The following is a 13854-nucleotide window of genomic DNA, read 5'->3' as shown; positions in this document are numbered from 1 at the left end:
ATCTTTCAGGGCCAACCTGCGTTACTGATCGGGGCAGGCCGCATAATAAGACGGAAAAATAACATGTCCGATGATATTGAAATCGACGTTGATGATCTTGAGCGCCGTATGGATGGCGCTTTGGGTGCGCTTAAGCACGAGTTTGCCTCGCTGCGCACGGGACGCGCCTCGGCCAGCATGGTTGAACCGATCATGGTCGACGCCTATGGCTCGCTGACCCCGATCAACCAGGTCGGCACCGTGAACGTGCCCGAGCCGCGTATGGTGACGATCAACGTCTGGGACAAGGGGCTGATCAACAAGGTCGAGAAAGCGATCCGTGAATCCGGTCTGGGGATCAATCCGCAGACCAACGGTCCGATCATCATGCTGCCGATCCCCGAACTGAACGAGGAACGCCGCAAGGAACTGACCCGCGTTGCCGCGCAATATGCCGAACACGCCCGCGTCGCCGTGCGCAATGTGCGCCGTGACGGGATGGATCAGGTCAAGAAGGCCAAGTCGAACGGCATGTCCGAGGATGACCAGAAGTTCTGGGAAACTTCGGTGCAAGAGATGACCGACAAGCACATTGCGCTGGTCGACAAGGCTCTTGAGGCGAAGCAAGCCGAAATCATGCAAGTCTGAGCTAAAGGTAGGGACAGGCCCGATGGCTGGGACGAAAGTGAAACCGGACCAGATAGAGGTGCCCGGCGGCATTACCGATTACGGTGTGCCGCATGTGGCCATTATCATGGATGGAAACGGGCGTTGGGCGCAGAACAAGGGCTGGCCGCGACTGGCGGGCCACCGCAAGGGTGCCGAGCGGATCAAGGAGATCGTGCGCGTCGCGCCCGATTTCGGCGTCCGCTACATGACGATCTACGCGTTTTCGACCGAGAACTGGAAACGCTCGACCGAGGAAGTGCTTGGACTGATGAGCATTTTCGCGCGCTACATCGAGAAAGAGGCGGACGAGCTGTCGGCGCTTGGTGTGCGGATGCGGTTCATCGGGGAACGCGGGCGCCTTGACGGCAAACTGGCGCGGCTGATGTCGGGTATCGAAGAGCGCACCAAAGATAACACACGCCTCACGCTGACGGTAGCGATCAACTATGGCGGGCGGAGCGAAATCATGCGCGCCGCGAAGAAGCTGGCGCTGGATCTGGCGGCAGGGCGGATTTCCGAGGATCAGCTTGACGAGGCCGCCTTCGAGGAGCGCCTCGATACCGCAGGCACACCTGACCCCGATCTGGTGATCCGCACCTCGGGCGAGACGCGGACCTCGAACTTCCTTGCGTGGCAGGCGGCTTACGCGGAATACGAGTTCACCGAGACGCTCTGGCCCGATTTCTCGCCCGCAGAACTTGTCTCGATCCTGTCGCGTTTTGGCAAGCGCGAGCGGCGCTACGGCGGGGTCAAGGCATGAGCGCAGCGCCGGGTGGCACCAAGGCAGGCCGATGGGGGGATCTGAAATCCCGCGCGCTTTCGGCTGTGGTCATGCTGTCGCTCGGCATCGGTGCAATCGTCAAAGGCGGCATATTGTTTGCCGCGCTGGCGGTGATCGTGACTGGCCTGATGATCTGGGAATTGGCGGCGATGACGGCGCCCGCGCGGCGGTCGGTTTCGGTGGCTCTTGGCGTGCTGGCGTCGCTGGCGTTGGCCTCGGTCTTGATCTTACATTCGCCGTTTTCCCTGATCGCGCTTTTGATGGTGCCGCTTGCGGGCGCTGCCATGCCGCGCCGCGACCGCATTCTTTTCGGGCTTTACGGGCTGGCGATCATGCTTAGCGGCTACGGGCTTGTCGCGCTGCGAGAGGGCGTTGGGTTGCCGATTATCGTCTGGCTGGTGGCGGTCGTCGTGATCTCGGATATTGCAGGTTACTTCGCGGGCAAGACCTTTGGTGGCCCGAAATTCTGGCCCGCGATCAGCCCCAAGAAAACATGGTCGGGCACGGTGGCTGGATGGGGCGGGGCGGCGCTGGTTGGCGCGGTCTTCTGGCTGACCGGACACGGCTGGATGTTTGTCGTTCTGTCCCCGTTTGTCGCCTTTGCGGGGCAGATGGGGGACATCGTCGAAAGCTGGCTGAAGCGGCGCGCGGGCGTCAAGGACAGCTCCTCGCTGATCCCCGGTCATGGCGGTGTGCTGGACCGGTTCGACGCGCTGGTCGGCGCGGTTGTGCTCTTGCTGCTGCTGGCTTTGGTTACGCGCCTGCCGCTTGTTGGGGGATAAGATGCGCCGCATTTCGGTTTTCGGCTCTACCGGGTCGATCGGTGTAAACACGCTTGATCTGTTGACACGCCAGGGTGGCGCGGGTGCCTATCAGGTGGTCGCGCTGACCGGCGGGCGCAATGTTGACCTGCTGGCGTCGCAAGCGCGCGCGCTGCGGGCCGAGATTGCCGTGACCGCCTATGAGGACTGCCTGCCCGCGCTGCGCGATGCGTTGCATGGTTCGGGCATCGAGGCGGCGGCAGGGCAGGCCGCGCTGATCGAGGCGGCGGATCGTCCGGCGGATTGGATCATGTCGGCGATTGTGGGCGCGGCGGGGCTTGCGCCCGGGTTCCGCGCGCTACGCCACGGCACCACGCTTGCGCTTGCGAATAAAGAAAGCCTTGTGACCGCGGGGCCGCTTTTGCTGGCCGAGGCCAAGCGGCATAACGCCCGCATCCTGCCCGTGGACAGCGAACATTCCGCGATATTCCAGGGGCTTGTCGGCGAAGATATTTCCGAGGTCGAGCGGATCATCATTACCGCCTCGGGGGGCGCGTTCCGTGACTGGCCTTTGGAAAAACTGCGCCATGCCACCGTGGCTGAGGCCTCGACCCATCCGAATTGGGCGATGGGCCAGCGGATTACCATCGACTCGGCGTCCATGTTTAACAAGGCGCTGGAGGTCATTGAAACCAAAGAGTATTTTGGCGTATCGCCCGAGATGGTCGAGGTTCTGGTGCATCCCGAATCCATCGTTCATGCGCTGGTGGGCTTTAAGGACGGCGCGCTGATGGCGCATCTGGGCGCGCCCGATATGCGTCATGCGATCGGCTATGCGCTGAACTGGCCCGCGCGGCGCGAGCTGCCTGTGGCGCGCCTTGATCTGGCGCAGATCGGGCGGCTGAATTTCCAGACGCCGGACCTTGAGCGCTTCCCCGCGCTTGGCCTTGCGCAAGAGGTGATGCGGATCGGCGGGCTTGCGGGGGCGGTGTTCAACGCGGCCAAAGAGGCCGCGCTTGACCTGTTCATCGGGCAGGAGATCGGGTTCCTTGACATGACCGCGCTGGTCGAAAAGGTGCTCGCGCAAATGTCAGCGCGGCAGGGCTTGGCTAACCCGCCGACTTGCCTTGATACTGTTCTGGAGGCTGATCTGGAGGCGCGCCGCCTTGCCTTCGAGATCGCACAAAACTGAAGGTTTACCCCGTGAGCATGTTACCCGATTTCGGCAATTTCCTGTATACTATCGGCGTGTTCGTCGTGGCGCTTTCGGTGATCGTGACGGTCCACGAATACGGCCATTACATCATCGGCCGGATTTCGGGGATCAAGGCCGAGGTCTTCTCGCTCGGCTTCGGGCCAAAGCTGTTCTCGCGCGTGGATAAACACGGCACCCGCTGGCAGGTCGCACTTTTGCCCTTTGGCGGCTATGTGAAATTTCTGGGCGATGCGAATGCGGCCTCGGCGGGCGTGGACGAAGAGGCGATGGTGGGCTTAAGCGCCGAGGAGCGCCGCCACACCATGCATGGTGCGCCCCTTTGGGCGCGGGCGGCGACCGTTGCGGCGGGGCCGGTGTTCAACTTTATCCTGTCGATCCTTGTGATTGCGGGGTTGATGCTTTGGGCTGGCATTGCCGAGGATGACCCTGCCGTTGGTTCGCTGGCCCCTTTGCCGGGTGCGGGCTATGAGGTGCAGGCAGGCGACCGTATTCTGGCGATCGAAGGCCACGCGACCCCCGATTATGCGGCGATGAACGGCATCATTGAAGCGCTTCCCTCAACGCCGAGCCTGATCTGGACGGTCGAGCGCGCGGGCGAGCGGCTTGATGTGACTGGCCCGCAGCTTTTCCCGCCGGTGCTGATGGGGGTTGCGGCCTCGTCTGCGGCCTATGATGCGGGGGTCGAACCCGATGATGTGATTACCAAAATCGACGGCGCACCGATCTGGCGTTTTGCCGATTTGCAGGCTGCCGTGCGTGCAGCCGAGGGCGCTTCGTTGCAACTGGAAATCTGGTCCCCCGAGACGGGTGCGCTGCGCGATGTGGTCTTGAACCCGCGCCGCACGGATATTCCGAACGGAGAGGGCGGGTTCGAGACGCGCTGGCTGATCGGCGCGACGGGCGGCTTCGTCTTTACCCCTGTGACCCGCCCAACGACCATTGCCGAGGCACTGACGGGCGGCGTCAGCCAGACCTGGGGCATCGTGACGCAGTCTATCGCGGGGCTGAAGGCGATGGTCTTGCAGGAAATCTCGTCGTGCAACCTGTCGGGCGCGGTGCGGATCGCCGAAGGCTCGGCGGCGGCGGCAAAGGGCGGGCTGACCGATTTCATCTGGTTCATCGCGGTGCTGTCAACAGCGGTGGGGTTCCTCAACCTGTTCCCGATCCCGGTGCTGGACGGCGGGCATCTGATGTTCCACCTGTGGGAAGGGATCACCGGCAAGCCGCCTTCGGATCGCGTGCTTAACGCGCTGATGTTGGGCGGGCTGAGCCTTGTGCTGACGATGATGCTGTTTGGCCTTTGGAACGACCTGTTCTGCTGATTTTTCGGCCCTCGCCCCAATTCGGCCACATTGGCGCTGTAGCGTCAAAGGCGGTGAAGGAAGAGGAGGCCGGAAAATGGAAACGGTCGCAGAAAGCTATCGCGGATTGTCATTTCTGATCGCGGCGTCGCTTGATCGGTTGCTCGTGCCCGTTGCGCTGATTGTGGCGCTGTGCGGGGCGGCGATGATCGGGATTCAACTGGTTGAGATTTTTTCCTCCGATCCTTACGCGATGCATCGTCTCTGATCCTTCACCGCGATCGGCAAAACTCGTCCTGCGCGCCCGTTTCGGGCGCGTTCGCGTTTTGACAAGAGGGGGCTTTCCCGATACTCAGTCAGGGTATTCCTGCCAAGACCATCTGGGGAGAGGTCGATGACTGATTTTGGGCTGCGGGCAAAGCGCTCGGGCAAGCTGCGTGTTCTGCTTACTGGCGCGGCAGTTTTTCTTGCAATTGCAGTAACTTCGCCGGAAATGGCGCTGGCGCAGAGCTATAAGTTCAGCCAGCTCAGGATCGAAGGAAACGCGCGGATCGAACCCGCGACGATCATTTCCTTCGCAGGAATCGGCCGGAATGAAACCGTCAGCGCGGGCGCGCTGAACGATGCCTACCAGCGGTTGCAGGCCTCGGGGCTGTTCGAAAAGGTCGAACTGGTGCCGCAAGGTGGCACGCTGGTGATCCGCGTGACCGAATATCCGACGGTCAGCATCGTCAATTTCGAAGGCAATAAGAAGCTCAAGGACGAGCAACTGGCCGAGGTGATCTCGACCCAGTCGCGTAAGGTGTTCTCCCCCGCCGCCATTGAAGCCGATGCTGCCAAGATCGTTGAAGCCTATGCCTCGATGGGGCGGATGGCGGTGCGCGTCGATCCCAAGGTGATCCGCCGCTCGGACAACCGCGTCGATGTCGCCTTTGAAATCAAAGAAGGCAAAGTGACCGAGGTCGAGCGCATCTCGTTTACCGGCAACCGTGTCTATTCCGACCGTCGCCTGCGCCGCGTTCTGGAGTCTAAACAGGCGGGGCTTCTGCGCGCCTTTGTGCAGCGCGATACCTTTGTGGCCGAGCGGCTGAACCTCGACCGTCAACTCCTGCTCGATTTCTATCGCGCGCGTGGCTATGTCGATGCCGAGGTGAGCGGTGTTTCCTCGGAAATGACCCGCAACCGCGACGGCTTCTTCGTGACCTTCAACGTGAAGGAAGGGCAGCAGTTCCGCTTTGGCAATATGACGACGATCTCGGAAGTGCCCGAGATTGACGCGGAAGAATTCGGCAAGCTGATGAAGATCCGCACGGGCGCGATCTATTCGCCGACGGCTGTTGATTATGCCGTCACGCGGATGGAAGAGACGGCGCTGCGTCAGGGCGCGCAATTCGTGCGCGTTGAGCCGCGCATCACCCGTAACGAGCGTGATCGCACCCTCGACATCGAATTTGCCGTTGTGCGTGGCCCGCGTATTTTCGTCGAGCGCATCGACATCGAAGGCAACAATACCACGCTTGACCGCGTGATCCGCCGCCAGTTCGGCACGGTCGAAGGTGACCCCTTCAACCCGCGCGAAATCCGCGCCTCGGCCGAGCGTATCCGTGCCTTGGGCCTGTTCTCGACGGCGGATGTGAACTCGCGTCAGGGATCGAGCGCGGATCGGCTTGTGGTCGATGTGAACGTCGAAGAGCAGCCGACCGGCTCGCTGTCGTTCGGGGCGACCTATGGTGCGGCGGCGGGCTTTGGCCTGAACGTGAACTATTCCGAGCGCAATTTCCTTGGCCGCGGGCAGTATATCTCGGTCAACTATGGCTCAGGCACCGATAACAAATCGTCGGGCATCACCTTCATCGAGCCGGGTTTCCTGGGCCGCGACCTGAAGGCGGGGATCAATCTGTGGTATAATACCACCGATAACGCCAGCGCCGATTACAATACCGAAAGTTTCGGTATTTCGCCGTCGCTCGACTTCCCGATCTCGCGCAATGGCCGGTTGAAGGTCAATTATACGCTGGCGAAAGATCGTCTGATGGGGGTCTCGACCGATTCCTCGCAGATCCTGCTAGACGAGGCGGCGCTGAACGGTGGCGAAAAGTGGAAATCCTCGGTCGGCTATACCTATACCTATGACACCCGCACCACCGGCATCGACCCGCGCTTTGGCTTCCTGTTCCGCTTCGGTCAGGATTTCTACGGGCTTGGCGGCGATTACGAAGGGATCAAGACCACGGCCCTGGCCCGCGTCCAGCGTAAGGTGCTGAACGAGGAAGTCACGCTCAAGTTCGATGTCGAAGGCGGCGCGATCAAGAGCCTCGGTAGCAGCCAGACAAACGTGCTTGACCGGTTCTCGGGCAATGGCGTGATGCGCGGGTTTGAGCGCAATGGCCTTGGTCCGCGCGATGTCGGCGCGGTCAACGAGGATGCGCTTGGCGGCATGTATTATGCGGTCGCGCGCGCCGAGGCGGAATTCCCGCTCGGCCTGCCGTCCGAATACAGCCTCTCGGGCGCGCTCTTCGCCGATGTCGGCTCGGTCTGGGGGCTGGAAACCACCGCAAGCGCAAGCAACACCCAAGGTTCGCAAGATCTGAGCCTGCGTTCGGTCGTGGGTGCCTCTATCCTCTGGACTTCGCCGATCGGGCCTTTGCGTCTTGATTTCACCAAGGCGCTGCAAAAAGAGGACTACGACAAAGAGCAGAACTTCGACCTGTCGATTTCGACCGAGTTCTGATCCATGGCGGGGATGGTCCGCACTCTGATGATCGGGGCGCTGCTTGGCGGCGCCCTGTCACTCGGGCCGGGGATGGCGCAAGAGACGCCCTCGGTCAGCGATCTTTCCTTGCCGCGTTCGGTGCAAGGTATTCTGACGCTTGATTGGGAAGTGCTTTACGACAGCTCTGCCTGGGGCAAGCGGGTCTCGGCCGAGCTTTCGCAAGCCTCCAAAGACCTGAACACCGAGAATAACCGGATTGCCGACGATCTGGTTATCGAAGAACGCCAGTTGACCGAGCGGCGTGCAGCGATGACGCCCGAGGATTTCAGGGCCGAAGCGGCGGCCTTCGACAAGCGCGCGACCGGCATTCGGGCCGCGCAAAAGGCCAAGGCGCAGGCGCTTCAGGCGCAGCTTGAACAGGAACGGCAAGCCTTTGTGCAGGCGGCGCTTCCGGTGCTGGATGAATTGTTGGTGCAGCGCGGCGCGGCGGTGGTGCTGGACCGGCGGGTGATTATCCGCGGATTGTCGAATATTGATGTGACGAACGACCTGATTTTGCTGGTGGATGAACGTCTGGGCAGCGGCACAGTCGAATAGCCGCGCTTGCCTTCGGGGCGTGGCGTTGCTAGCAAAGTCGGGTGTCATCTGACGTGACGCACACGGCCTGCGAAGGAGCAAACATGTCCGAAAAACCGACCCCCGCGCCCTATACCGAAGCCGATCTGGACCTGATCAAGCAGATCATTCCGCATCGCTACCCGTTTCTTCTGGTCGACAAGGTGCGCGAGATCGAGCCGAATGTCTCGGCGGTCGGGATCAAGATGGTCACCTGCAACGAGCCGCATTTCCAGGGGCATTTCCCGTCAAAACCGATCATGCCGGGCGTGATGATCGTCGAGGCGCTGGCGCAGACGGCTGCCGTTCTGGTGGGCGTGTCGATGGATGTGATCGGCAAAGACCTGCTGACCTATTTCATGGGCATCGACAAAGCCAAGTTCCGCCGCATGGTTGTGCCGGGCGACTGTCTTGAACTGCACGTCAAAGCGCTGCGTGGTGGCGGCAAGATCTGGAAGTTCGAAGGTATCGCCAAGGTGGGTGACGAGGTTGCCGCAAGCGCCGAGTTTACCGCCATGATGGACCTTCGGGGCTAAGGCCGGATGAGCGCGCAAATCCATTCAAGCGCCGTGATCGAGCCGGGCGCCGAGATCGGCCCGGGCTGCGAGATCGGACCGTTTTGCCATATCGGCCCCGAGGTGAAGCTCGGGGCGGGGGTAAAGCTGAAATCCCATGTGGTGATCGCGGGTGACACCGAAATAGGTGAGGGGACCGAGATTTTTCCCTTCGCCTCGATCGGGCAGATCCCGCAAGACCTTAAATTCAAAGGCGAAAAGACCCGCCTTGTGATCGGCAAACGCAACCGCATCCGCGAGTATGTGACGATGAATACCGGCACCGAAGGCGGTGGCGGCGTCACGCGGATCGGTGATGACGGGTTGTTCATGGCGTCGTGCCACGTTGCCCATGACGCGCAGATCGGGGACCGGGTTATTCTGGTGAACTCGGTCGCGATTGCGGGCCATTGCGTGCTTGAAGACGATGTGATCGTGGGCGGGCTGTCGGGCGTGCACCAATGGGTGCGCATCGGGCGTGGCGCGATTATCGGCGCCTTGTCGATGGTGACGGCGGATGTCATTCCGCACGCGCTTGTGGCGGGCCCGCGCGCTAAACTCGAGGGGCTGAACCTTGTTGGCCTCAAGCGCCGTGGCGTGCCGCGCGCCGAGATCGGCGCGCTGCGCGAGCTGTTCATGGCGCTTGGCGAGGGCAGCTTCCGCGACAGCGCGCGCAAGCTTTCGGACGAGGGGGTCGAGGGCGATCTGGCGCGCGAAGTGCTTGATTTCATTCTGGGTCCCTCGGACCGTTCGTTCCTGACGCCGCGATGAGCTGGGGCACAGAGACAGCGCTGGTGGCAGGCACCGGGCATTTGCCCGCGCTTTTGCTTGCGGCGAAACCCGATATGCTGATCTGCGAGATGGAGGGCTTTGCGCCCGCCGTCGAAGGGGGGGCGCGTTTGTCGTTCCGTGTCGAGCGGCTGGTGCCGTTTCTGGACGCGCTGGTCGAGGGCGGCATCCGTCAGGTCGTGTTTGCCGGAGCCATGCAGCGTCCGCGGCTTGACCCCGAGCTTTTCGATCCGAAAACCGCGACCCTTGTGCCGCGGCTTCTGGGGGCGATGCAGGCGGGCGATGACGCAACGCTGCGCGCCGTGATCGAGATCTTCGAGGAATGGGGCCTTAGCGTCGTCGGTGCCGATGCCATCGCACCCGATCTGGTGCCGGGGGCAGGGGTGCTGACGGGCGACGTCACGGCTGCGGATCGCAAAGACGCTGCGCGCGCGGCGCAGATTGTCGCCGCCCTTGGTGCCGTTGATGTGGGGCAGGGTGCCATCGTCGCGCAGGGCCTTTGCCTTGCCGTCGAAAGCCTGCCTGGAACCGATGCGATGCTGGCCTTTGCGGCCGCGCATAAGGGGCTGCGCCCTGATCCGGCTGGAGCAAAGGGCGTGTTTTACAAGGCTCCGAAACCGATGCAGGATCGCCGGATCGATCTGCCCGCGATCGGCCCCCAAACCGTTGAAAACGTGGCCCTTGCGGGGCTGGCGGGGCTTGCGTGGGAAGCGGGCGGCGTGATGCTTCTGGACCGCGCGGAAACCCTGCGCGCCGCGCAAGAGCACGGGCTGTTCCTTTGGGCGCGCGAGCCATGAAGATATTTGTGATCGCGGGGGAGGCGTCGGGCGACAAGCTCGGCGCGGCCGTGATGGAGGGGCTTTCGACCCTCGCCCCCGGGATCAGTTTCGACGGCGTCGGCGGCCCTTTGATGGAGGCGCAAGGCCTGCACAGCCGCTTTCCGATGGAAGAGCTGTCCGTCATGGGCTTGCTTGAGGTTCTGCCGAAATACCGCCACCTGAAACGCCGTATCCGTGAAACGGCTGATGCTGTTCTGGCCTCGGGCGCGGCGGCGCTGCTGACCATCGACAGCCCCGATTTCTGTCTGCGCGTTGCCCGCCTTGTCCGCGCCGCGCGGCCCGATTTCAAAACCGTGCATTACGTCGCGCCGTCCGTCTGGGCCTGGCGGCCGGGGCGCGGGCAAAAGATGGCCGAGGTGGTGGATCATGTGCTGGCGATCTTGCCGTTCGAGCCGCCTTTGATGCAGGCGGCGGGGATGAGCTGCGACTTCGTAGGCCATCCGGTCGTGGCCGAGGCGCGCGGCACGCCCGAGGCGGCGGCGGCCTTCCGTGAGACCCATATGATCGAGGAAAATCAACCGGTTGTGCTGTGTTTGCCCGGCTCGCGTGCGGGTGAGGTGCGACGTCTTGGTCCGCGTTTCGACGAGGCGCTGATGCGGCTGCGAGACCGTGAACCGGGGTTGCGTGTCGTGGTGCCGACGGTGCGCGGCGTTGCGCCGATGGTGCGCGATATGAGCGCGCGCTGGCCTGTCGCGCCGATTGTGCTTGAGGACGCGGTGGATAAAGCAGCGGCCTTTGCGGCGGCTGATCTGGCGCTGGCGGCCTCGGGCACGGTGAGCCTTGAACTGGCGGCCTATCGCGTGCCGATGGTGATCGGCTATGACATGGCGCCGCTCACGCGCGCGATCATCGGGCGGTTGCTGAAGATCGACACAGTGACGCTTGTGAACCTCGTCTCCGAGACCCGCGCGATCCCCGAATTTCTGGGCAAACGCTGCAAACCGGGCCTGATGGCGCAGGCGCTTTTGGACCTGCTGGAGCACCCCGACGCCGTGGAAAAGCAGCAAGAGGCGATGGAGGCCACCATGCAACGCCTTGGCGAAGGCGGTGATCCGCCCGGATTAAGAGCGGCGCGTTCTGTATTGAATTTTCTTGATAAAACTTAATCCGGTTTCATCAGGTCGATTCCCGCCGTGCTCAGGCGAGAGCGAATTTCGCGCGCCATTTCTAACGCTTCGGGTGTGTCGCCATGCAGACAGATCGACTCGATCCGTGCCGCAATACGCTTGCCCGAGCGCGCGACAATCGCGCCTTCGGTAATCATCGTGACAAGCCGTTCTGCCGCCTCTTGCGGATCATGCAGCACCGCCCCGTCTTCCGAGCGATCGACCAACCGGGCGTCGTCGCGATAGGCGCGGTCGGCAAAAATCTCACCGATCCAGCGCGCACCAATGGCCTCGGCGGCCTCTTGCTGCGCGGTTGCGGCAATGGTCATCAGCCGCATTGCAGGTTCGACCTCCAGCGCCGCGCGGTAGCAAATCTCGGCCATTTCGGCGTCTTCCGCGGCCATATTCGCCATCGCTCCGTGCAGTTTCAGATGCTCGAGCGTAACCCCAAAACCCGCCGCCACCGATTTCGCCGCGCCCACCTGATAGCGGATCAGATCGCGCAGATCGTCAGCGGCCAACTGGCACCGCGTGCGCCCGAAATTCGCGCGGTCGTCATAGCCCGGATGCGCGCCGATCCCCAGCCCCGCGTCGCGCGCAAGGCGCATCGTGTGTGCCATCTCGGCGGGACTGCCGGCGTGCAGCCCGCAGCAGATATTCGCGGAAGTCAGGATCTGGATCAGCGCGGCGTCCTGTCCGCAGCCTTCGCCCAGATCCGCGTTCAGATCAACCCTGCGCGCCATGGTTCCTCCTCGTCGCCGCGGATTGCTCCGCCGATTAATTGTGAGCCCAGAAGGGCATAGGTGTCATAGCCCGAACGCCGGAGCGGCAGGACTGCGGCGCGCAACGCGTCAAGCTGCGCGGCCTCGGGCGGGCAGGCGGCTTCGGCCTCGGCCAGCGTTACGGGACGAAAGCGCAGCGTGGCACCTTGCGGCGTTTGCGCGGCCAGCGGCAGGTCGGCGGGAATGACCGTGCCGATGCGGGGATAGCCGCCGATGGTCTGGCATTCGGCCAGCAGGATCGCCGGCAGCCCCGCGCCGGTCATCTGGATGTCGCCCGCCGTGATCGGTTCCGACAGGATCGTCTCGCCGGTCCGGGTGGTGAACGGCTCCTCGCTCCCAAGCGTCAGCCCCTGCCGGTTGCCTGCCCGCGCGGGGAAGGCGGTGGCAAAGAAGCGCGCGCGGGTGTCTTCGGAGAAATACGCGCTTTGCGGTCCCTCGATCACGCGCACGGTGCCGCCCTTGAAGCGATGCGCCTCGGGGAGGGTCAGGAGGGGGGCGTCGGGCGCGGGATCATCGCCAAGGGGCAGTGTGTCGCCCCCCGCAAGCCGGTGACCTATCCCCGCGCTGGCCTGTGTTGCGCGCGCACCTAGCAGCGGGGGCGTTGCAATGCCGCCTGCAACGGCAAGATAACCGTAGACGCCCGTCTCGGCAGGGCCGATCTCAAGCGTCGCGCCCTCTGGCAGCAGATGCGAGGCGTTCCAGCGCAGAGCCTCGCCCTCAAGGGTTGCGCGCATCGGGGCGCCCGTCAGCGCAATACGGGTGGGGGCGCCAAAGGTGAAGCGCCCGCCGAATCCGGCCATTTCCAGCGCCGCCTGCGGGGTCGATTGTCCTAAAAGGGCCGCCGCCTCAAGCAGCGCCAGACGGTCCGCCGCGCCGCCCCGCGCCAGCCCCGCCGCGAGCCACCCTTCGCGGCCCATATCCTGCACCGTGACCGACGGACCCGCCGAAAGGATTGTCAGCGTGAGTGTCATGCGCCGACCTCCAGCCGCGCGCCGCCAAGAGGCGCGCCCTCAAGCGCGGTCAGATCGGTGTCACAGACCGCGTGAAAGCGCAGTGCGTCGCCCGGACGAAGGGCAATCGGCTGATCGGCCTGCAGATCGAAGGGCCGGAACGCCGTGCGCCCGAACCAGCGCCAGCCGGTGGGCGAGGGCGCCGAGAACAGCACGATCTGCCGGATCGCGGTTGTGATTGCGCCGCGCGGGACTTCGCGCGTCAGCTCGGTCAGGCGCGGCATCTGCCAGTTTTCGGGAAGCGTGCCAAGGTAGGGCAGCCCCGGCGCAAAGCCAAGCGCCAGAACGCTCAGGTCTGTCTCGCAAAACTGGGTGACAAGGCGCTCTGCGCTTAGCCCCGCGCGGGCCGCGACATCATCCAGTTGCGGGCCGTCCTCGCCGCCGAAAGCTGCCGGAATGTGCCATATCCGGCTTGGCGCGCGCGGAGCGGCGTCAGCGCTTTGATCAAGCCGCGCGCGCAGTGCGGCCTCAAAATCCGCCCGTGTCGTCGCCGTGCGATCAAACCGCACATGGAGTGCTGCCAGCGCAGGCGCGCTTTCGACAAACCCCTTTGGTGGCGACGCCAGCAAGGCGCCATGCAGCGCCAGCGCGCGCGCATTCGCCGCCTCGGTAAAGGCTTGTCCAAACCTGACGAGAACCCCGTCAAGGCTAAGCGGAAAGATCTGCGGCGGCGTAACTGTCATCGCGCCAGAAAGGCCGAAATCGGGCAGGAGATCAAGCCTCCTGCGCGCGATCTTTT

The 13854-nt window shown here is 63.4% G+C and carries 15 protein-coding genes; 12 read left to right on the top strand and 3 right to left on the bottom strand.

The features are described 5' to 3' along the window. Positions 1–63: 63 nt before the first annotated feature. From frr to lpxB, 12 genes are all read left to right on the top strand, one after another. A complete protein-coding gene (gene frr / locus RYZ20_RS03045; protein ID WP_317670392.1) occupies positions 64–627 on the top strand; it encodes a ribosome recycling factor in 564 nt (187 codons plus the stop codon). Positions 628–649: 22 nt separating this feature from the next. Further along, positions 650–1408: a polyprenyl diphosphate synthase gene (gene uppS, locus RYZ20_RS03040; protein WP_317670391.1), complete on the top strand. Its 759-nt coding sequence runs from the start codon at positions 650–652 to the stop codon at positions 1406–1408. Continuing rightward, positions 1405–2211: a phosphatidate cytidylyltransferase gene (locus tag RYZ20_RS03035; RefSeq protein WP_317670390.1), complete on the top strand. Its 807-nt coding sequence runs from the start codon at positions 1405–1407 to the stop codon at positions 2209–2211. Before uppS ends, RYZ20_RS03035 begins: the two co-directional genes overlap by 4 nt. Position 2212: 1 nt before the next feature. Continuing rightward, positions 2213–3382: a 1-deoxy-D-xylulose-5-phosphate reductoisomerase gene (dxr, locus tag RYZ20_RS03030; RefSeq protein WP_317670389.1), complete on the top strand. Its 1170-nt coding sequence runs from the start codon at positions 2213–2215 to the stop codon at positions 3380–3382. Positions 3383–3399: 17 nt separating this feature from the next. Beyond that, on the top strand, positions 3400–4728 hold the full coding sequence (rseP, locus tag RYZ20_RS03025) for an RIP metalloprotease RseP (RefSeq protein ID WP_317671324.1): 1329 nt from the start codon (positions 3400–3402) through the stop codon (positions 4726–4728). A 76-nt stretch (positions 4729–4804) separates the two neighbouring features. Continuing rightward, positions 4805–4975, top strand: a complete 171-nt coding sequence (locus RYZ20_RS03020) for a hypothetical protein (RefSeq protein ID WP_317670388.1) — start codon at positions 4805–4807, stop codon at positions 4973–4975. Positions 4976–5101: 126 nt separating this feature from the next. After that, positions 5102–7438, top strand: a complete 2337-nt coding sequence (bamA, locus tag RYZ20_RS03015; protein ID WP_317670387.1) for an outer membrane protein assembly factor BamA — start codon at positions 5102–5104, stop codon at positions 7436–7438. A gap of 12 nt (positions 7439–7450) precedes the next feature. After that, complete coding sequence (locus RYZ20_RS03010; protein ID WP_317670386.1) at positions 7451–8017, top strand: OmpH/Skp family outer membrane protein; 567 nt, start codon at positions 7451–7453, stop codon at positions 8015–8017. Between the two features lie 83 nt (positions 8018–8100). Further along, positions 8101–8571 (top strand): 3-hydroxyacyl-ACP dehydratase FabZ, encoded by a 471-nt coding sequence (gene fabZ / locus RYZ20_RS03005; protein ID WP_317670385.1) that lies wholly within the window; start codon positions 8101–8103, stop codon positions 8569–8571. 6 nt (positions 8572–8577) lie between these two features. Continuing rightward, on the top strand, positions 8578–9360 hold the full coding sequence (gene lpxA, locus RYZ20_RS03000; RefSeq protein WP_317670384.1) for an acyl-ACP--UDP-N-acetylglucosamine O-acyltransferase: 783 nt from the start codon (positions 8578–8580) through the stop codon (positions 9358–9360). After that, positions 9357–10175, top strand: a complete 819-nt coding sequence (locus RYZ20_RS02995; protein WP_317670383.1) for an LpxI family protein — start codon at positions 9357–9359, stop codon at positions 10173–10175. Before lpxA ends, RYZ20_RS02995 begins: the two co-directional genes overlap by 4 nt. Beyond that, positions 10172–11323, top strand: coding sequence for a lipid-A-disaccharide synthase (gene lpxB, locus RYZ20_RS02990; RefSeq protein WP_317670382.1), 1152 nt, complete (start codon positions 10172–10174; stop codon positions 11321–11323). The genes RYZ20_RS02995 and lpxB overlap by 4 nt, the downstream gene beginning before the upstream one ends. On the opposite strand, the gene RYZ20_RS02985 is transcribed toward lpxB, so the two are convergent. Genes RYZ20_RS02985 through RYZ20_RS02975 form a run of 3 tightly spaced genes read right to left on the bottom strand, consistent with a single transcriptional unit; the run spans position 11320 to position 13798 of the window. Next, complete coding sequence (locus tag RYZ20_RS02985) at positions 11320–12066, bottom strand: LamB/YcsF family protein (RefSeq protein ID WP_317670381.1); 747 nt, start codon at positions 12064–12066, stop codon at positions 11320–11322. The two genes, lpxB and RYZ20_RS02985, sit on opposite strands and share 4 nt — an antisense overlap. Continuing rightward, positions 12045–13076: a 5-oxoprolinase subunit C family protein gene (locus RYZ20_RS02980; protein ID WP_317670380.1), complete on the bottom strand. Its 1032-nt coding sequence runs from the start codon at positions 13074–13076 to the stop codon at positions 12045–12047. The genes RYZ20_RS02985 and RYZ20_RS02980 overlap by 22 nt, the downstream gene beginning before the upstream one ends. Beyond that, positions 13073–13798, bottom strand: coding sequence for a 5-oxoprolinase subunit B family protein (locus RYZ20_RS02975; protein WP_317670379.1), 726 nt, complete (start codon positions 13796–13798; stop codon positions 13073–13075). The genes RYZ20_RS02980 and RYZ20_RS02975 overlap by 4 nt, the downstream gene beginning before the upstream one ends. Between the last annotated feature and the right edge of the window lie 56 nt (positions 13799–13854).

It is taken from the genome of Pseudothioclava alba (genome assembly GCF_033100795.1).
Classification (GTDB): Bacteria; Pseudomonadota; Alphaproteobacteria; order Rhodobacterales; family Rhodobacteraceae; genus Pseudothioclava.
The sequence above is the reverse complement of the archived record's forward strand: the minus strand, read 5'-3'. Positions and strand labels throughout refer to the sequence as shown.